The following is an 18,106-nucleotide window of genomic DNA, read 5'->3' on the forward strand; positions in this document are numbered from 1 at the left end:
GTTACTTTTTGCCTTTAGTACCCTTTGACAGCACGTCGCCGCCCGGAAGGTTCATTTTATCGGTCAATACTGAAATCTCGTCCAGGTCAAATTCACCAATCAGTGACAGCAAAACCGTGTCATCTTTTCCGGAACCTTCAATGAACATGAGCAGTTCCTTAACAACGGTTTCCTTTGCACCGGATTTGATCATGATCCTGATGTTTTTGCCTTTGTCATTCACGCGCATCAGTTCTTCAAGGCCTGATGATTTGATATATTTCTCGGCCGTGGATTTGAGTTCCTGCGTAGTCTTGTCATTCGTTGTGGTAAAAACCCTGAGGTAATCCAGTTTCTTGATCAGGTTCAGGTATTGCTGGGCTTCCTTATCCTTGCTGTCTACTTTACCCATCATCTGGAACATCTTTTTGTTGACAATTACCGCAGTAATATCGTCACGGCCATCGAATTTATCAAAGGCTGTCTGGCCGAAGAATAACATTGGCAATAAAAGCGCTGCATAAAGGAACATTTTTTTTGTTGATTTCATGATAACTATTTGTTTGTTGATTAATTCACTTTTCCTGTTTTCAGAAGCATAACAGGGAATGCTTTATTGTTTAAAAATCCTTTCTTTGGTATTCTCGTAGGCTTTGAGGTGCTGCATGCCTTCCACGCCGGTATTGACATTTCTGGAAAGCAGCGCCAATGCTTTTTTCGTCTCCAGGAAAGCCCTTTCAGGACTGTTATAAGTACCTAAATCCTGTTGCGGTTTTTCCTGGAAATTCAGGTAGGAAAAACTCCCGATACTTAAAAAAACAATTGCGGCCGCAGCTACTGCCAGCCACGGATTTTGATTTTTTACCGAAATGGATGTGATTTCCGGTTGTTGTGATTTTTCGCTTTCGAAATAACCGAATAACGGCTTATACATTTCAAATTCAGGAGCGACATCTGCGGAAGCGAAATAAACACTAAGCAATTTCTCTTCGGCAATTGTGGTCTCTCCTTCAAAATATTTCTCTAATAAATGAGCTGCTTTATGCGGTTCCATACTGGTGCGTTTTAATAATTTGTTCTTTAATCGTCTTGCGCGCCCTGTTCAGGGTCACCCTTGCCGTAACTTCGGTGATGTCCAGGATTTCTGCAATCTGTGCGAATTCATAGTGTTCGATATCACGCATGTGCAACACTAATTTCTGTTGCTCAGGAAGCTGGTTCACAATCCTGCCGATCCATTTCAGGCTGTCGGAAGATTCAAGGTCCTTCTGGTAATCTTTTCCATGAATTGCAAAATCATTGTGAACAATCTGCAGGTGCTTTGTTGCCCTGTTTGATTTGAGCTGGTCCAGGCAGTAATTTTTTGTCATGGTCATGGCCAGTGCTTCAATGCTGCGGTATTCATTTAACCTTTCATTCATCGCCCAAAGTTTCATGATGACTTCCTGCGTAGCGTCTTCGGCTTCTTCATTGCTGATCAGCAAACGCTTTGCAAAGCGGAACATTTTGCTCCTGAGCGGATTGATGATGGCAATAAAATCGCTTTGGGTCATCGGTAAGTTTGGTCGGTTATGAAGTCAAGACGAAGGTGCCTGATTTTTGTTACAAAGAATTAAAAATAAAATTAAAGTATTAAATTTACGTTCACACTTAAAAGTGCCATTGCTATGAAAAGAACTTATAAATACCTGATTTTACTGTTTTTGGGCGTGCTTGGTTTCCAGGCATGCGATGATATGGATGATAAAGTTGCCTCAGTACCGGAAGGCCTTGAAGTGGAAAGCTTCATTTACCGTGGGCTGAACCTTTATTACCTATGGAAAGCTGACGTCCCGGATCTGGCTGACGACCGCTTTGAGAACCAGGAACAAAAAAATGCATTCCTGGCCGCAGCGGGTGGTCCGGGGAACCTATTCCAGGACCTGCTTTACAGGCCGTCGAGCAAATTTCCAAATGATCCCGTGGACCGTTTCAGTGTGCTCTTTGATGATTATGTTGCGCTTGAAAATCTTTTTGCCGGGGTAACAAAAAATAATGGGGTCGATTTTGGATTAAAGCGAATAAACGGCGGCAGCCAGGTCTTCGGCTGGGTACGGTATATCATTCCCGGTTCAGATGCGGCTACAAAGGATATTCACCGCGGCGATATGTTCTATGCCGTGGATGGCGTCCCGCTATTTTCGAACAGCCCAACCGACGATAACCTCGATTTACTGGCCAAGGAAACATATACATTGAGCCTTGCTGATTATGACGGCGGGAATATTACACCAAATGGACGTACTGTAACGCTGACAAAAACACAGCTTACAGAAAATCCAGTGTTCGATGCCCGGGTAATTACTACCGGAAACCATAAGATTGCCTATCTGGCTTATAACGGTTTTACGGCAAATTTCGATTCCCAACTCAACGATGCTTTTGCCCAATTCCTTAGTGCAGATGCTACTGATCTTGTATTGGATTTAAGATACAATTCCGGTGGTTCTGTCCGCACGGCAACGCGGCTTGCCAGTATGGTTACCGGACAGTTTAACGGGCAGCTGTTCGCAAAGCAACAGTGGAATGAAGAAGTGCAGGCGGCCTTTGAAGACATGAACCCACAGGCATTGGTAAATAATTTTACGAATTCCATTGGCAGCACAAGCATCAATAGTCTGAACCTGACAAAAGTCTACATCCTTACATCCAGAGGAACAGCATCAGCCAGTGAGCTTGTCATTAATGGGTTAAAACCTTATATTGATGTAGTACAAATTGGGGATAAAACCACCGGAAAAAATGTGGGCTCTATTACCTTATATGATTCACCTGCGCTTGTCAATAAAGACAATGTCTCGAACAAGCATAAATATGCAATGCAACCTTTGGTTTTTAAAACGACCAATGCTGAAGGATTCGGCGAGTATGCAAACGGCCTGCCTCCAACGGTTCCGCTGTTAGAGGATCTTGGAAACCTCGGTCAACTGGGAGATGTAAACGAACCTTTGCTTAGTACCGCCATCGGGTTGATTACTTCAAATGGAAGAAGGATCCATCAAAACCCTTCAGACCAGACGCGTGATTTCAAAGATTCTAAATCCATCAGGCGTTTCGGGACAGATATGTACCTTGAGGAAGTTCCTGCCGGAATCGTCCGCAGATAATAAATAAAAAAGGCTTTCGTTGTGAAAGCCTTTTTTAAATCTCGTTTTTATTTAGTTGAAATAAAATCCGTTCGGGATCAATCCCACTGTAAATTGATTTTGGAGCGCTCCTGCGAGGGAGTAAATAAACGCTTTTCCATCAGATACGTAATCTTTCGCATCTGAAATATAAATTTTATTATTGTCTACCGCAAACCCGTACAAAGTAGTCGCATCTGATGTAAATAAGGGTGTGCTACCAACAGTTGTGGCGTTCAAAGGGGCGGAAAAAACATCAGAATTCACGGTGAAATACAATTTGCCGTTCTCAATATCCAGGTTTTGGGCATTCACCAATCCATCAGCCAGCGTGATTGTTCCTGTAATCTGGTTGTTGGAAAGGTTGATTTTAACAATCGTACTCGGATCTGCATAGTTCGAACAAAGCACATATAAAGTATTGTTGTCTTCTGCCATCGATGTAGGTGAAAGCGTGGTTTCCAAAGTAGAAATTATCGCGCCGTTTGCAGGATTCATTACGGTTACCGAATGCCCTTCGCCGTAATTCCCGTTGCCGATATATAATTTTCCGTTTTCTTCCAAAATCCTGTCGGCGATGGCATTTACGGGAAAAGTAGTTTCCACTGCATAAGTGTCAAGGTTGATGACCGTAACGAAATCGTCGGTCAGGCTCCCGAAAGTGGCCAGGTTGGTCACATAAGCCTTACCGTCAACAACCACACCATATCTTGGTACTGAAAGATTGGTTTCTATCTTATCAATCACCTTGAAGGTATAACGGTTTACAACAGTTATCTTATTGGAGCCATTCGAAATGATAAAAGCCTTATCACCATTGAAGAAAATGGATTGCACATAGCCACCCAGGCCATCACCTGCATTTTCAGCACCATATACATTTTGCTGTGTCGTAACCATATCATCACCGATAAACGTTACTGAACCTGCTGTCCCGCTGCCTTCATTGACAACCAGAATGCCATTGTCATAGGCTCCAAGTGGTGCCGAATTATCAGAATCATCACAGGAAACCAAAAACAGGGAACCGGCAAGCATTGCGAAAAAAAATTTTGTGAACTTCATTGTTTAAAATTTAAGGGTTAGGTATATATTAAAATTTCGTTGTGGCATATAACGGCCTTCCTTGCTTTGGTAATTTTCATCCCACAGGTTGCGAACGTTAACCCCCAGTTTGTAAGTGTCTCTTTTACCGAAATCATACGCCAGTCCGGTATCGGTGACATTATAGTAAGAAACGATTTTCGTCGGGCTGTTGTCAGTTTGGATGTAAACTTTGTCTGTAAAAAGATGTTGTACCGTAAAGGACCATTTCCGGAAACTATAGCCTGCCGAAGCTGTAATTTTATGAAAAGGCACGTAAATCAATTGCTTTCCCGTTTCGGCATTTTCAGATTGGTTGTAAGCGTAAAGCACATTGGCTTCTATCGTATGAAAATTGATTTTTTTGTTCCAATGCAAAGCCGTTTCCACTCCGTTTATCTTCACTTTGTTGGTGTTTTGGGGCGCAAAAACACCATTGGATCCGGGAATCCAGCGAATCATATCCCTGATGTCCATATGATATGCAGTAATGGAAATATTGAAACCCTTTAGCTTGAATTCATTCCCGATCTCACTTTGTATTGAAGTTTCCGGCTTTAAATCAGGGTTGCCGAGGCCATCCCAATACAAGTCATTGAATGTCGGGATGCGGAAGTTTTTCGAAATATTGGCTTTTAAGCTGTAGTTTTTGGTAATGTTGTAAAGCGTTCCTGCAGAAAAAAGCAACGGGCTTTCATAGTTGTCCGTAATTTCCTTTTTCAACCCGGCTTCATATTTCAGTTTTTCCGAAAGCCTGTGGCTCATCAGCAATGCGGCTGAAGCAATATTGCGGTTTTCTTTGATATTTTCAGAAACACGGCCATAATCCCGGGTAAAATCCAAAATACTGTTCAAACGTATTTTTTCATTGACATCAAAAGACAAATCGTATTTGCCTGTAAAACGCTGCGATTTCCCAAATGTGTACGCATCACTTTGGATATTTTCATAATATTGATAACGTTCGGTAAGCAAAGCGACCTTAGTCCGGGAAGCAAAACGCCCGGCGAAGTGATCCCATTCCAGCAAATGCCATGTGTTGGAATCACGGTATTTTGTCTTCGTATCCGAGGGCGAAATCAAGGCAAAATGGCGTTCGCCGTCATAAATGCGGGTGTAAAACTTCAGGAAATCATTTCCGCCTAAGCGGTAACCGAAATTGGCATTGAAACCGATATTGCGGTACTGGCCATTCTCATTTTTAAACTCCGGATTAGGGTATGGATAATCATTGTCCGAATAGTTTGCGGAAAAACTGAATTGGGAACTGAATTTGTCTGTTCCGTATTGCAGGCGATATGCCAAAGCCGCTGTGTTGAAACTCGCGTACGCAGCATGAATATTGTTCGAGAATGATTTCCCGAAAACCATATCGTTGTTCAGGCTGACCGCCCCGCCAATCGCACTGCTGCCATACAACACACTGCCACCGCCTGCACGTACCGAAATAGAATTAAAATCAGATCCCGAAATGGTGTTGAAATCCGTTTGCCCGTTCAATTGTGAATTGACGTTGATCCCGTTCCAAATCACGCTCGTTTGCTCTGCAGTCGTACCACGGAAGGAAGGGGAGGAGACCATGCCCAGGCCGTTTTCCTTAAAATAAATAAATGAATTGTGATTGAGCAGTGCCGTTAGTGAAGATTGATTCGCTTCAATTACAGAATCATTCAGGACCAAAACGGATTGCGAACTACTGAAATGCTTCAGCTGGCTGTCAGAAACCGTCACTTCCTCCAATACAATGGTCGTTTGCTGTGCGCAAAGGCTTTGGCACAAAAAATAGAAACAAAATAAGAAAGCGTGTCTGCAAGTCATTATCCAGCCTTTCTTCCCGAAGGCGCGGTATTGGTTAATGAAAAAAGGCAGGTCTCCTGGCTTGCGTCCTGTTGCTGCCTTCCCGGTAGAATTTCAAATTTCAAATTATAAATTACGAGTATAGCCGTAATTCATAATTTCTGATTCATAATTCAATTCCAGTGGCTTTGCGGTACAACAGGCTTTTTAGCTTACAGTTGCGGGAACAGCTTAGGTCTTGAACCTAATTCCCTTTTAATGCGATTGCTGAAAGCCAGCAATCACAACCTTAATCCGCCGCAAATATAGGCTGAATATTGCGATTATGAAATTTGAAAGCCGAATTCTTTCAAAAAACCGCCTTTACTTCTACCTTTGCCTTGCTTTTAAACCTTCCCCATGAAAAAAAACTTCCTGAAATTTTTATTATTACTGCTTGTTTCCCTGAGTTTTTCCTGTGCGAAAAATGAAAAGCCTGCTAAAGCCGGAATGCCATCAGGCACAAACGTGATAAAGTATGCAAAGGGCCTTGCCATCAGTCATTACGAAGGTTTTTCGATTGTGAAAGTCACCAATCCGTGGCCGAAAGCAAATAAGGATTACACTTATATCCTTTATAAAAAAAATACCGTCATTCCCGACAGCCTGAAACAATTTACTTCGGTTCAGGTCCCGATAAAATCAGTTGTGGTCACTTCCACGACGCACATTCCGTCATTGGATATGCTGGGTGTCGAAAATTCATTGGTCGGGTTTCCTAACCTTGGTTATATTTCATCAGAAAAAATCCGGACACGCATTGAAGCGAGGCAAATAAAGGAACTCGGCTCAAACCAAAGCCTGAATACCGAAGTGCTGATCGGGCTTTCGCCTGATGTTATCGTTGGCTATGGCATCGATAACAACAACCCGACGCTCGACAATTTGCAGCGCGCCGGACTGAAGGTATTGCTGAATGGCGACTGGAATGAGCAAACGCCCTTAGGCAAAGCCGAATGGATTAAATTCTTCGGTACTTTATACGATAAGGATGCTGAAGCTGAAAAACTGTTTTCAGCGATTGAAAAAGAATACAACACGACAATGGCCATGGTCAAGAAAGTAAAAACAAAACCAACGGTTCTGGCCGGAGCTGTTTATGAAAACCAATGGTACCTGCCTGAAGGCAACAGTTGGGGGGCGCAATTCATCGCTCAGGCTGGAGGAGATTATTTATGGGAGGATTCCAAAGGCACGGGAAGTTTGTCGCTACCTTTTGAAGTCGTATTTGAAAAAGCCAAAAATGCCAGATTCTGGATTGGCCCCGGGCAATTTACATCATTGAAGGAAATGGCCGATGCCAATGCGAATTACAAAGCATTTGATGCTTATAAGAACAAAACCATTTACTCCTTCAGTTCAAAGAAAGGTAAAACAGGCGGAATCATATTCTATGAACTGGCACCGAATCGGCCCGACTTGGTCCTGAAGGATATGGTGAAGATCCTGCATCCTGAACTGTTACAGGATTATAAACTTTATTTCTTCGAGCAACTGCAATAATGCACCGATCCAAACGACATATTACTTTATTCCTGCTGCTTTTTGGCGTTACGATATTATTTTTTTTATTGGACATTAGCTTCGGACCGCTTAAAATTCCGGTTCAGGATGTATTCCGGAGCCTTGCAGGAAAAAAAGCATCGAAAGATACCTGGGAATTCATCATCCTCAATTACCGCCTGCCGAAAGCCATTACGGCAATGTTGGTCGGGATGGGATTATCTGTTAGTGGCTTGCTGATGCAGACATTGTTTCGGAATCCTTTAGCGGGGCCTGATGTATTGGGACTTAGTTCCGGTTCGGGGCTGGGTGTGGCATTTGTGATTATGGGCGCCGGAATGCTGCCGGGTGCTGTGAGTATGTTCCTGATTTCCTCTTATGGCGTCATATTGGCTTCCTGCCTCGGAAGTTTTGCAGTATTGATGACATTGCTGTTTGTGGCAAGGAAGCTGCGTGATACCTCCGCAACATTGATCGTCGGGTTGATGTTCGGGAGCTTCAGCAGCGCGATTGTGGGCGTTCTTACCTATTTCAGCACGGCGGAACAATTGCAGAAATATACTTTTTGGGCATTAGGCAATTTAGGAAACCTTTCCTGGATTTCGATATCGATTTTGGCGACCGCCATACTTTTAGGTTTGGTTTTAAGTATTGCAAGCGTCAAGTCGCTTAATGCGATGCTTTTGGGGGATAATTATGCCCGTAGCCTGGGAATGGATTTAAAGAAATCAAGGTTGCTGATTATTTTTTCGACCAGTATTCTGGCGGGTAGTATTACCGCATTTGCCGGTCCCATTGCGTTTATCGGGCTTGCCGTCCCGCATATGGCAAAGTTGGTATTCCAGACCAGCGAACACCGCATCCTGTTTGGGGCTACGTTGTTGTGCGGCGCGATCATCATGTTGCTTTGCGATATGTTATGCCAGTTTCCAGGTTCGGAAACGGTATTGCCGATTAATGCCATTACTTCCATTATTGGGGCACCGATGGTGATCTGGCTTGTGATGCGTAAACGAAAAATCATCAACTGATGGAAAAAGACAGCATACTTTACACCCAAAACCTCAGTATCGGCTATCAGCAGAAAAATGGGAATATTGTAGTAGCGTCCGAAATCAATATCGCACTGAAAGCTGGAATGCTGATGACCATCGCAGGAGCAAACGGCATTGGAAAATCGACATTGCTTCGGACACTTACAGGAATACAACACCCTTTGAGCGGAAAAGTCATTTTGGATGGAGCGCCATTAGATGATTGCACGCCGTTGGCTTTGGCACAAAAAATAAGCGTGGTCCTTACAGAAAAACTTCCACCTGGAAATCTTACGGTGTATGAAATTATCGCGTTGGGGCGGCAGCCATACACGAATTGGCTCGGTAGCCTTTCAGCTGAGGATAAAACGAAAATCAATCACGCGATTGGTTTGGCAGGAATTTCGGATTTGCTTCATAAAAAGCACTATGAAATCAGTGACGGGCAATTGCAGCGTGTGATGATTGCAAGGGCCCTGGCGCAGGACACCCCGATAATCATATTGGATGAGCCGACGACACACCTGGATCTACCTCACAAAATCAGGTTATTTGCGTTACTTAAAAAATTGGCCACCGAAACCGGGAAATGCATCCTGTTCTCAACACATGATATCGATCTTGCGATTGAAATCAGTGATGAAATGATTGTAATGACTCCCGGCCATTTCATCCAGGATGTGCCAAAAAAATTGATTGAAAAGCAGGTTTTTAACGCTCTTTTCGAAAAAGACAATATTCGGTTTGATGCTGAAAAGGGCCGGTTTGTGATGGATTAGTTTTTAAATAAAGGCGTAAATGGTTATCTTTGAGAGAAACGCCAGATATGAAAAAACTACTTTTATTCCTCGTATTATATAGCTGCAACGCCGTTACAGCACAAATTAAGATGGAATTATCGCCTTCAGGTTTTAATTCCGTCGAAGGCATGATGCCGAATGCACCGCTTGTAAATCTTATTGAAACTGCGAAAGGCTGGGCGTATAATTACAATAAAAAAAGCGTCGATGTTTATGACATTACCGCTAATTCCCTGAAAATCGACGGTGTAAAGGAAAACGGGTTTTATTACCTCAACCGTGGGCAGAAATATGTCTTCAAGATAAAATATACTCTGGCGGTTTTGTTTGGGGAAAAGACTTACAAGGTGACTTTCACCATTAATGAAATCCTGGGTAAAGACGATAAACCGCAACAATCAACACTTGCCGACTATTTCACTTCTGAAGGGAAAATCAAGGAAGATTACACCGAAATGCGGCCGTCACTGGAATACACCGCAAGCCAGATTGTAGGTAATTTCATGGAGAAGATTGCGAGGAGCAATTAAGGCAATCTTGAATGACTGTTGAAAATTATGTCTTTCGTAAATATAATCGCGAACAAAGATGAACATAGATGCTGCGTATAATCGTGTACACAAAGCCATACCGGTTTTTTGAATATGCGAATAAAAAAGATTTGAACTAAAGTAAATTTGGTAAAAAAAAGCTGTAAAAGCAGGACAATCTTAAAAGCGATATGGAATATAAAAATCTGAAATACTTTTTTTTGAGCATTATAGGAGCTTGGGCCTTTTATAAATTGCACAAAATTCGAATTAAAGATCGAGAGGAAAGATTAGGAATGACAGGAGCTTTTAACAACAATGTTAACACCAAGGCGTTTGTTACAATCTTTTGTTTAATAATTATAGCAATTGTAAACCTATACTGGTTTTTAACTTCATAAATATCTGGTCAATAGATTTATTTTCCCTTCAGCAAATTAATGCTCACCGTTGCCGTATCAGCATCAGGAAAACGCCTGAACACTTCCGGATCCGGGAAAAGTCCCGCCTCAGAAGCGATGCGATTGAATACTTCGATTTCCACAATATATTGGTCTGAGAAACCATGCGTGGCATCATAAGCGGTAGCCGCGGTTTTTCCCAAATGTGACGACGTGAGTGCAGGGGAAATGGTGTGCAGTTCGATCAGCAGCAAACCAAATTTACTGACATAAGGAGACCATTTCTGGATGTGCTCATAAAGATTGTCTTCCACCAGGCTGTTGGAAATGCGCTTTCCACGGTGTGCAAATGCACCGGTTGACGTACTGATACGGCCTTCAGTAATGTGTTTCGGGTCTTCCCAGATGCGGTTGTGGTCCAGGAATGTCCTTACATTCAATAAATCTTTCAGGTCAATCGAATAATTTTCCTTCAGGTCACCGGCTAAAATATCAGGACGCCCGATGTCGCCCCAAATCACCTTCGCCCAGATATCGGCTTTGATGAGATTGCCACGCGTTACCTTAAGCGCAGCCTGGTTGTAATCTACCCCGACGAGGAACAAGGGATGTTCATCGAGCATTTTACCGCGCAATGTCTGCCTGTCAATCACTTCGAAAATATGTTGTAAAAAAGCACCATTTCCGCAACCCATATCAAGGATTCCTTTTGGCTGCTGCTCAATCGGCAGGTTGAAAAGGCGGATCAGGATTTCGTCAACGACCTTGAAATACGTGTCGTGTGCACCGCCGCTTCCCCATACGTTCATTTCGCGGTCTACGTGGATTTCCTCGCTGCCGTCAGGCTGCATGCGCAGGATAGCAGGGTTTCCGAACATCAGTTCCTCGATTTTTGCAAAAGTGGGGAGGTAAGAAACCGTTACACCATAAGCCGAAGCTTTTTTTGCAAAAAACAAACCGGTCTCTGTAAATTGGTAATTGCCATTTTTTTCTGTAAACCAACCCAAAAATACCATGAAATCAAGGATTTTCCTGAATTGTTCGGGAGAACGGTGGTATTCATCCGGGCTGAACGACGTTTCCATGAAATATTTATGGAACATGCCATTCATACCGAGACGCACGAGCGTCGGGCCTACAAGATACCCTTCAATATGTTTTAATATTTGCTGTTGTACCGAACTTTCTGTAGTGTCATCAGCTATTTTTATGCCATAACCCGCTTTATATTTATCGAGGATGGCATCAAGCTTGCGAAATGGCTCTTCTTCGAAAATCCTTGGATGGAAACTCGATGAGAATTGCAGCAAATCGACGACATCTTCGTATAAATAAAATAAGGAAAAGGCAAAAGTGCTTTTGTCATTGATGCTGCATGAAACCGTATCCGTCGCATTGTCAATATGATAATCCAAAAATCCCTGTGAAGCCAGTACGCGCAAACCAACATTGAGGTAACCTTCATTGGCATTAAATGTAGAAACCAACTCTGAAAGCGTGGCTTTTTTATGCTGAAGCAGGTAATCAGTGATGCCTTTGTTTTTTAAGGCGACAGCGACGGGAGCTGTTGCAAGTCCGTCGAGATGCCTGAAAATGGTACTGCGAAGGTCGTTTTTGTTTATCATATAAATTAGGCTAATGGTTGCCAAATATATAAAAATTTAATTGTAAGACAGGAAATAATACAAATTGCAGGGTTGTGAAATCGATTGCGTAAATGAATTTTATTTTAGCATAATCTGTCGCTTTGCTTCGCCTATGACAAAGGCTACGGCATTCGCCAGGTTGAAGCTGCGTACCAATGGTGAAATCGGAATCTTAAGATGGTTAGGGAAACGGGAAAGCATTTCTGTGCCAAGTCCGACGCTTTCTTTTCCAAAGACAAGCCAGTCGCCATCACGGAAATCATTTTCAAGATAGCTCGTTTGTGCGTGTGAACTGAACAGGAAAATGCGGGATGTATCAGGTACTACGGCAAGCCATTCGTCTACATTCTGGTAATCCTGCCAGTCGAGGTGCACCCAATAATCGAGTCCGGCGCGCTTTACGCTGGTATCTGTAATTTTGAACCCGAATGGGTGGATCAGATGCAACCGGCTTTCGGTGCCTACGCAAAGGCGTCCGATATTGCCGGTATTGGTTGGGATTTCAGGTTCTACAAGTACGATGTTGAGCATGGTTTTTGGAGTTACGAATTATAAATTACGAATTATGAATTGTGATTCAGGCAGGAAGCTTTGTTATGATTTTGGCGATGGCTGCAATACTTTTTACAAGAGCATTTAAAGGAACTCTTTTCTGTCCACAGCTACTCGGTAAAATCAAGGTCTTTATTATGTGTCTCAGGAATCGTAAGTGTCGAGTAAATACCCAGGGAAAACGCACCAAAACCTACAATTGCCGCAGCAATAATGACACCTTGTGATAACTTGAAATAATCAAAAATAATGATCATCACAGGAACCAGTCCGCGTACCATATTAGGCACCGTAGTGGTAGCCGTACTCCGGATATTCGTGCCGAATTGTTCTGCAGCTACTGTGACGAACATGGCCCAATATCCGGTTCCCAACCCAAGCCAGGCACAGAAAAAATAGTAACTATTTTCAGTGGTGGCCACGCCGGAAAGCATCAGGATGACACCCAATAAGGTAAAAAGTGTCATGTATAAAATGGCTTTCTTCCGCGAATGAAGGACATGTGAAATCCATCCGCTCGCAAAGTCCCCTGCTGAAATCCCGATGTATGCCCACATAATTGCTTTGCCAGGTTCAATATGCCCAATGCCCATTGCTGTTGCGAATTGGTTCGCCAACATCGCCAATATCCCTACGCAAAACCAGGTAGGCAAACCTATAGCGATGCATTTCAGGTATTTGACAAAGCGTTGCCGGCTGGTGAAAAATGACAGGAAATTACCTTTGGAGATTTCAGATTTGGAAATGTCTTTATACAAACCACTTTCCAATACACCGACACGCAATAACAGTAGCACCAATCCAAGTCCGCCGCCGATGAAGTAAGCGATCGTCCAGTCTCCTGCAAGCTGTACTGTAAGTTGCGCTACCACAGCACCAAGCAATCCGAAACCGGCCACGATGGAAGTCCCGATGGCGCGTAATTCTTTGGGCAGGCTTTCAGAAACCAATGTAATTCCTGCTCCGAGTTCTCCGGCAAGCCCGATTCCGGCGATGAAGCGTAACGAGGCATAAAGCAGCGCTTTGTCCGCGACATCAATATGCGGCAAAAATCCACACGCAATATTGGCGAGTGAATACACTAAAATGGATCCGAACAACACCGAAAGCCTGCCTTTTTTATCGCCGATAATCCCCCAGAGGATGCCTCCCAGCAAAAGTCCTACCATCTGGTAGTTGATAATCATCGTGCCGACTGTGTCTACATCGAGCCGCAGGCGCTCCAGGCTTGGGACGCGTACGATACCGAAAAGGAGCAAATCGTAAATGTCTACGAAATAGCCTAAAGCGGCCACGATAACAGGGAAACTTAAAAGATATTTGGTTTTTTCCCGAAGGGTAAACTCGTGCATGGAATAGATTTTTCCAAATGTAATGAGAAAGTTGCAAAATCCGAAAACCTCCAAACAGGAAAAAATCCGTTAAAGCTACGATCAAACCCTAGCCCGGATGGGAGCGGCATCCTTTTGCGGAGTGCAACGGAGCAAAAGATACAGCGGACAGCCGGATAAAGCTCCTGAAAAAAAATTACCTTTGCCCGATAAAACAAACAAATATGGAAGTAAAAGACAGCAACGGCAATATCCTCAGTGACGGCGACTCGGTAACCGTGATTAAAGACCTTAAGGTCCGCGGATCCTCAGATGTGATCAAGAGAGGGACGATGGTGAAAAATATCCGCCTTACCGACGATCCGGCGGAAATTGACTGCCGTGTCAATAAAACGGCTATGGTCCTCAGGACCGAATTTGTAAAGAAGGCATAAAAAAACCACAGTGAAAGCTGTGGTTTTTATTTTTATGAAGTCTGTTACTGCTTTGGCTGTATCGCAATCGGCAGGTTGTAGATGGTGCGTACGGGATGACCGGCGATCATTCCCGGATTCCATTTGGTTTTCATCGATTTCAATACCCTTATGGCTTCTTTGTCCATACCGTAACCGGGATTGCGTACGATTTTGATGTCCGAAATCGATCCGTCTATTTCGACAACGAATGATACGAGTACTTTTACGACATTATTTCCGCTTTCTTCAGCATCCGGAGCCTTGAAGTTGTCTGCTATATATTTACGGAATTTATTGATACCGCCTGGATACTCAGGCATTTTATCTACAGCAATATACGGTTTATCAATCGGGATTTCTGTAGTGACAGTACCGGGTTCTGTACCGTCGCCACCCGGAGTTCCGGTAACAGGCGTTCCGGTTCCTGATGTTCCCGGTGCCGTCGTTGGGTTTGTGTTCACACCTTCACCCAGATTTGGGGTTTCATGCGGCGCATCGGTGACTATTGGATTGTCGTTAATGACCGGCTGGTCGGGTTTTTGGGTGTCGATAGGAGGCGTGGCAGGGTTAGCTTTTGGCGCTTCTGGCTGTTTTGGCATAATCGATATCGGCGTTACATGGTCGAATGTATCGGTGATTATCGGGCTTTCGACCGGAGCTTTACCAAACGAGCTCAGCAGATAAGGCAGCATCGCAAGCGCAGTAATCAGGCACAAGCCTAGAAATAAGGCTTTAAGCGTGGTTTTTGGGTTTTCACGGCGCAATTGGTAAGCACCGTATTCCTTGTTCCTTCCTTCAAAAACAAGATTGATCCATGAAGTTTCGAAAATACTTGATCCAGACATAATAATTTATTGTTAAGGTTAAGTATTTTCATTGCATAAGACGGTGGATTTTAAGAGATAACGTAAGGTAGGGAGGGAATATTGTGAAAAAATTAAGAAACGAATTAGGAATTACGGTATAGCCGCAATTCGTAATTTCTAATTCATAATTAAAAAATTACCGTCTTTCCTGAATGATTTCGGCCAGAAGCTTTTTGGCGCGGAGTAACTTGATCTTCACATTGCTCAGGGGTTCGCCGATTTTATCCGAAATCTCCTGGTAACTCATTTCCTGGAAATACCGGAGCTGGATGACTTCCTGGTAATGCGGTTTCAACTCTTTGATGAAGCGCAGCAATTGGGAGAGGTTTTGTTCGGTAATCAGTTCGTCTTCAGCGGAAGGGGCGGTATCTGCAATATTATATGCCTGATGGTCTTCCTCGTCGGTAATCTCGATGAAAAGCGAGGATTTCTTTTTACGCAGCAAATCGATATGCACGTTTTTGGCAATCGCAATGAGCCAGGTGTTGAATTTGAATTCAGGATTGTAACTCCCGATCTTATCGAAGGCTTTCGAGAAAGTTTCTATCGTAATGTCCTCGGCATCGGTTTCATTTTCAGTCCGCTTAAGCATAAAACCATAGACTTCATTCCAGTAGCGGTCCAGCAAAAAGGTAAAAGCCACCTGGTCGCCTTCCTTGGCTTTGTCTATATAAGCTTTTATTTCCAATGTACCGGTTTTGAAAAGAGATTGGTGATAAAGATATTCAATTGCGTGAACACCACCACGATTTCGATCACCGGATACCAGATCATCACATCTTTTTCTTTTAACTTTCCAGCCGTAAACCCTAAAGTGAGCCATGTAAACAGGTAACGGAAACCGATGATTGCTGTGACTGTAATCCATTCATACTGGAAAATCAGCAGCAATACAGGCAATAAAAAGAAAGACAATTGTGAAGCGTAAAACAAGCCAAGCTGGAATTTATCCATCGGTTTGTAATGCTGTGCCGTGGAGATGTGCCTTCTTTTTTGGGTAAACCACGCCGTGAAACTGGTTTTTGGCCTCGAATAAGTAAAACCCTCCGGCGTATAGCAAACTGTCGTATTCTTTTTGTTGGCCACCTGGTTGATGAAAAGATCATCGTCCCCGGAACGGATTTTCAAATGGTCGCGATAACCATCCACCTTGAAAAATTCATCTTTTTTATAAGCCAGGTTCCTGCCCACTCCCATAAAAGGACGTCCAATGCGTGCCCAGGAAAGGTATTGCGCAGCGGCAAGTAGCGTTTCAAAACGGATGATTTTATTCAAGAAGGAATTAGGGACTTTTTCATAAGCGCCATAACCGATGACGATGGTTTTTTGCAATGTAAAATTGGAACTCATTTCGGTGATCCAGTTTTTGGAAGTCGGGTAACAATCCGCATCTGTAAAAAGCAGGTATTCCTTTTTCGCCGCTTTGATTCCCAGTGTGAGCGCGAATTTTTTATTGCCCCAAAAAGCCTCGTTATTAGCCACTTTTACAAGGCGTACATTTTTATATTGCTTTTCAAATTCTTCAAAAACTTCGAGTGTATTGTCGAATGAAGCATCGTCAATCAGGACAATTTCATAGTCCGGATAATTTTGTTCTGCTAAAAGAGGTATATATTTCGCCACATTTTCCTCCTCGTTTTTAGCGCATACGATTACAGAAATGGGAATTTTTTTAGGATTGTGCTGCTTTGGCTTTACAAAAGCTATTTTGCCGAAAATGAGCACATAATAAATGAACTGGATGGCAACTACGGCAATAAAGACAAAAAAAATCACTTGTAACATAACTTTTCCGGCGGCTGTTAAATTTTTTGCAAAGGTACGATTACATCACCAATATAAAAAGCTGTTTTTTTAATTTAATCGTATTTTGGAATGATTATGGTATGCTGCCTAAGTGCTTAAATAATATTGACTTCCGCTTCGATATTAATCCCGTAAATATCAAAAACGGCCTGCTGTACTTTGCGTGATACTTCAAGGATTTCGGCGCCGGTAGCATTGCCATAATTCACGAGGACGAGCGCCTGGTTTTTATGCACGCCCGCATCGCCGAAGCGTTTTCCCTTGAATCCGGCCTGTTCAATAAGCCAGCCCGCAGGCACTTTCACTTCAGTGTCTGAAACGGGGAAAAACCTGATCTCGGGAAATTTTTCCTTAATGGCATCAAACTGTACTTTCGGGATGATGGGATTTTTAAAGAAACTGCCGCTGTTTCCAAGTTCTGCCGGATCGGGCAGCTTGCTTTTGCGAATGGAGATGACGGCATTGCTCACGTCTTTCAGGGTTGGCGTTTCAATATTTTTTTTGGCCAGTTCAGCGAGGATGTCACCGTATGAAGTATTGATTTTATGGTCTTTTTTCGTAAGCCGGAAAGTTACGGATGTGATAATGTACTGGCCTTTGGCTTCGTTTTTAAAGATACTTTCGCGATAACCGAATGCACATTCGGTATTTGAAAAAGTCCGGATTTCAAGCGTTTTGATGTCCATCGCTTCACAGCTGACAAAGGTATCCTTGATTTCTGTGCCATAAGCGCCGATATTCTGCACCGGCGTGGTTCCTACATTGCCGGGAATAAGCGACATATTTTCCAGTCCACCGAAGCCATGGTCGATGGTCCACAGCACAAATTCATGCCAGTTTTCGCCGGCGTTGCATTGTACTTCAACCACATCGTCGTTTTCAAAAATGACTTTCTTTCCTTTGATATCGATATGTATTACCAAAGCGTCTATGTCCTGTGTCAGCAGCATATTGCTTCCGCCGCCGAGGATGAATTTTTCTTTCGATGTGTTTTGCTCGAGGATTTGTTTTAATTCGTCGGTGTTGTGAATCGCGACAAATTGTTTTGCAAAGGCCTCAATTCCGAAAGTATTGTATTTTTTGAGCGAAAAATTATCGAAGATTTCCATAGGAGAAACTG

18 protein-coding genes and 1 riboswitch are annotated in these 18,106 nt (G+C 43.2%); of the genes, 6 read left to right on the forward strand and 12 right to left on the reverse strand.

Features of this window, described 5'->3' with window-relative positions; translation table 11 throughout:
• Position 1: 1 nt before the first annotated feature.
• The 3 genes from HYN49_RS07860 to HYN49_RS07870 all read right to left on the reverse strand — a co-directional run bounded on the left by HYN49_RS07860 (position 2) and on the right by HYN49_RS07870 (position 1,532).
• Positions 2-529 carry a DUF4252 domain-containing protein gene (locus tag HYN49_RS07860; protein ID WP_108903608.1) on the reverse strand — a complete coding sequence of 176 codons (528 nt, stop codon included), beginning with the start codon at positions 527-529 and terminating at the stop codon, positions 2-4.
• A gap of 63 nt (positions 530-592) precedes the next feature.
• Positions 593-1,033 (reverse strand): hypothetical protein, encoded by a 441-nt coding sequence (locus HYN49_RS07865; protein WP_108903609.1) that lies wholly within the window; start codon positions 1,031-1,033, stop codon positions 593-595.
• A complete protein-coding gene (locus tag HYN49_RS07870; protein ID WP_108903610.1) occupies positions 1,020-1,532 on the reverse strand; it encodes an RNA polymerase sigma factor in 513 nt (170 codons plus the stop codon). Before HYN49_RS07870 ends, HYN49_RS07865 begins: the two co-directional genes overlap by 14 nt.
• Positions 1,533-1,646: 114 nt before the next feature.
• Here HYN49_RS07870 and HYN49_RS07875 point away from each other — a divergent pair, with 114 nt between their 5' ends.
• Complete coding sequence (locus HYN49_RS07875) at positions 1,647-3,125, forward strand: S41 family peptidase (protein ID WP_108903611.1); 1,479 nt, start codon at positions 1,647-1,649, stop codon at positions 3,123-3,125.
• 51 nt (positions 3,126-3,176) lie between these two features.
• On the opposite strand, the gene HYN49_RS07880 is transcribed toward HYN49_RS07875, so the two are convergent.
• Both HYN49_RS07880 and HYN49_RS07885 read right to left on the reverse strand, forming a co-directional pair.
• A complete protein-coding gene (locus HYN49_RS07880) occupies positions 3,177-4,208 on the reverse strand; it encodes a YncE family protein (protein ID WP_108903612.1) in 1,032 nt (343 codons plus the stop codon).
• A 3-nt stretch (positions 4,209-4,211) separates the two neighbouring features.
• Positions 4,212-6,005, reverse strand: coding sequence for a TonB-dependent receptor plug domain-containing protein (locus HYN49_RS07885; RefSeq protein WP_245892151.1), 1,794 nt, complete (start codon positions 6,003-6,005; stop codon positions 4,212-4,214).
• Between the two features lie 68 nt (positions 6,006-6,073).
• Positions 6,074-6,330: riboswitch (cobalamin riboswitch) on the reverse strand.
• Positions 6,331-6,422: 92 nt separating this feature from the next.
• Between HYN49_RS07885 and HYN49_RS07890 the strand changes: the two genes are divergently transcribed.
• From HYN49_RS07890 to HYN49_RS07905, 4 genes are read left to right on the forward strand one after another with little or no spacing between them, the layout of a single operon-like run.
• Positions 6,423-7,565, forward strand: a complete 1,143-nt coding sequence (locus HYN49_RS07890) for an ABC transporter substrate-binding protein (RefSeq protein WP_108903613.1) — start codon at positions 6,423-6,425, stop codon at positions 7,563-7,565.
• The gene (locus HYN49_RS07895) at positions 7,565-8,596 is read left to right on the forward strand and encodes an iron ABC transporter permease (protein WP_108903614.1); all 1,032 of its coding nucleotides are present in this window, start codon (positions 7,565-7,567) and stop codon (positions 8,594-8,596) included. The genes HYN49_RS07890 and HYN49_RS07895 overlap by 1 nt, the downstream gene beginning before the upstream one ends.
• Positions 8,596-9,378 carry an ABC transporter ATP-binding protein gene (locus HYN49_RS07900; RefSeq protein WP_108903615.1) on the forward strand — a complete coding sequence of 261 codons (783 nt, stop codon included), beginning with the start codon at positions 8,596-8,598 and terminating at the stop codon, positions 9,376-9,378. The genes HYN49_RS07895 and HYN49_RS07900 overlap by 1 nt, the downstream gene beginning before the upstream one ends.
• A gap of 47 nt (positions 9,379-9,425) precedes the next feature.
• Positions 9,426-9,929 (forward strand): hypothetical protein, encoded by a 504-nt coding sequence (locus HYN49_RS07905; protein WP_108903616.1) that lies wholly within the window; start codon positions 9,426-9,428, stop codon positions 9,927-9,929.
• A gap of 418 nt (positions 9,930-10,347) precedes the next feature.
• On the opposite strand, the gene HYN49_RS07910 is transcribed toward HYN49_RS07905, so the two are convergent.
• The 3 genes from HYN49_RS07910 to HYN49_RS07920 form a co-directional block, all read right to left on the reverse strand.
• The gene (locus HYN49_RS07910; protein WP_108903617.1) at positions 10,348-11,955 is read right to left on the reverse strand and encodes a class I SAM-dependent methyltransferase; all 1,608 of its coding nucleotides are present in this window, start codon (positions 11,953-11,955) and stop codon (positions 10,348-10,350) included.
• A gap of 99 nt (positions 11,956-12,054) precedes the next feature.
• Positions 12,055-12,507, reverse strand: a complete 453-nt coding sequence (locus HYN49_RS07915) for a tRNA (cytidine(34)-2'-O)-methyltransferase (RefSeq protein WP_108903618.1) — start codon at positions 12,505-12,507, stop codon at positions 12,055-12,057.
• Positions 12,508-12,638: 131 nt separating this feature from the next.
• The gene (locus HYN49_RS07920) at positions 12,639-13,880 is read right to left on the reverse strand and encodes an MFS transporter (RefSeq protein WP_108903619.1); all 1,242 of its coding nucleotides are present in this window, start codon (positions 13,878-13,880) and stop codon (positions 12,639-12,641) included.
• A gap of 203 nt (positions 13,881-14,083) precedes the next feature.
• Here HYN49_RS07920 and HYN49_RS07925 point away from each other — a divergent pair, with 203 nt between their 5' ends.
• The gene (locus HYN49_RS07925) at positions 14,084-14,293 is read left to right on the forward strand and encodes a zinc ribbon domain-containing protein YjdM (protein WP_108370529.1); all 210 of its coding nucleotides are present in this window, start codon (positions 14,084-14,086) and stop codon (positions 14,291-14,293) included.
• Positions 14,294-14,337: 44 nt separating this feature from the next.
• Here HYN49_RS07925 and HYN49_RS07930 read toward each other — a convergent pair whose 3' ends face one another.
• The 4 genes from HYN49_RS07930 to murB form a co-directional block, all read right to left on the reverse strand.
• The gene (locus HYN49_RS07930) at positions 14,338-15,159 is read right to left on the reverse strand and encodes an energy transducer TonB (protein ID WP_108903620.1); all 822 of its coding nucleotides are present in this window, start codon (positions 15,157-15,159) and stop codon (positions 14,338-14,340) included.
• A 157-nt stretch (positions 15,160-15,316) separates the two neighbouring features.
• A complete protein-coding gene (locus tag HYN49_RS07935) occupies positions 15,317-15,868 on the reverse strand; it encodes an RNA polymerase sigma factor (RefSeq protein WP_108903621.1) in 552 nt (183 codons plus the stop codon).
• Positions 15,859-16,965, reverse strand: coding sequence for a glycosyltransferase (locus HYN49_RS07940; protein ID WP_108903622.1), 1,107 nt, complete (start codon positions 16,963-16,965; stop codon positions 15,859-15,861). Before HYN49_RS07940 ends, HYN49_RS07935 begins: the two co-directional genes overlap by 10 nt.
• A 116-nt stretch (positions 16,966-17,081) precedes the next feature.
• Positions 17,082-18,095, reverse strand: coding sequence for a UDP-N-acetylmuramate dehydrogenase (murB, locus tag HYN49_RS07945; RefSeq protein WP_108903623.1), 1,014 nt, complete (start codon positions 18,093-18,095; stop codon positions 17,082-17,084).
• Between the last annotated feature and the right edge of the window lie 11 nt (positions 18,096-18,106).

It is taken from the genome of Flavobacterium pallidum, from assembly GCF_003097535.1.
In the GTDB taxonomy this organism is placed as follows: Bacteria; Bacteroidota; Bacteroidia; order Flavobacteriales; family Flavobacteriaceae; genus Flavobacterium; species Flavobacterium pallidum.

What these genes read in the sequence shown, in the direction of transcription:
- HYN49_RS07930 (WP_108903620.1), bottom strand. Translation starts at nt 15,159, where the DNA reads ATGTCTGGATCAAGTATTTTCGAAACTTCATGGATCAATCTTGTTTTT.
- HYN49_RS07925 (WP_108370529.1), top strand. Translation starts at nt 14,084, where the DNA reads ATGGAAGTAAAAGACAGCAACGGCAATATCCTCAGTGACGGCGACTCG.
- HYN49_RS07905 (WP_108903616.1), top strand. Translation starts at nt 9,426, where the DNA reads ATGAAAAAACTACTTTTATTCCTCGTATTATATAGCTGCAACGCCGTT.
- HYN49_RS07870 (WP_108903610.1), bottom strand. Translation starts at nt 1,532, where the DNA reads ATGACCCAAAGCGATTTTATTGCCATCATCAATCCGCTCAGGAGCAAA.
- HYN49_RS07860 (WP_108903608.1), bottom strand. Translation starts at nt 529, where the DNA reads ATGAAATCAACAAAAAAAATGTTCCTTTATGCAGCGCTTTTATTGCCA.
- HYN49_RS07920 (WP_108903619.1), bottom strand. Translation starts at nt 13,880, where the DNA reads ATGCACGAGTTTACCCTTCGGGAAAAAACCAAATATCTTTTAAGTTTC.
- HYN49_RS07890 (WP_108903613.1), top strand. Translation starts at nt 6,423, where the DNA reads ATGAAAAAAAACTTCCTGAAATTTTTATTATTACTGCTTGTTTCCCTG.
- HYN49_RS07865 (WP_108903609.1), bottom strand. Translation starts at nt 1,033, where the DNA reads ATGGAACCGCATAAAGCAGCTCATTTATTAGAGAAATATTTTGAAGGA.
- HYN49_RS07910 (WP_108903617.1), bottom strand. Translation starts at nt 11,955, where the DNA reads ATGATAAACAAAAACGACCTTCGCAGTACCATTTTCAGGCATCTCGAC.
- HYN49_RS07875 (WP_108903611.1), top strand. Translation starts at nt 1,647, where the DNA reads ATGAAAAGAACTTATAAATACCTGATTTTACTGTTTTTGGGCGTGCTT.
- murB (WP_108903623.1), bottom strand. Translation starts at nt 18,095, where the DNA reads ATGGAAATCTTCGATAATTTTTCGCTCAAAAAATACAATACTTTCGGA.
- HYN49_RS07915 (WP_108903618.1), bottom strand. Translation starts at nt 12,507, where the DNA reads ATGCTCAACATCGTACTTGTAGAACCTGAAATCCCAACCAATACCGGC.
- HYN49_RS07895 (WP_108903614.1), top strand. Translation starts at nt 7,565, where the DNA reads ATGCACCGATCCAAACGACATATTACTTTATTCCTGCTGCTTTTTGGC.
- HYN49_RS07880 (WP_108903612.1), bottom strand. Translation starts at nt 4,208, where the DNA reads ATGAAGTTCACAAAATTTTTTTTCGCAATGCTTGCCGGTTCCCTGTTT.
- HYN49_RS07900 (WP_108903615.1), top strand. Translation starts at nt 8,596, where the DNA reads ATGGAAAAAGACAGCATACTTTACACCCAAAACCTCAGTATCGGCTAT.
- HYN49_RS07940 (WP_108903622.1), bottom strand. Translation starts at nt 16,965, where the DNA reads ATGTTACAAGTGATTTTTTTTGTCTTTATTGCCGTAGTTGCCATCCAG.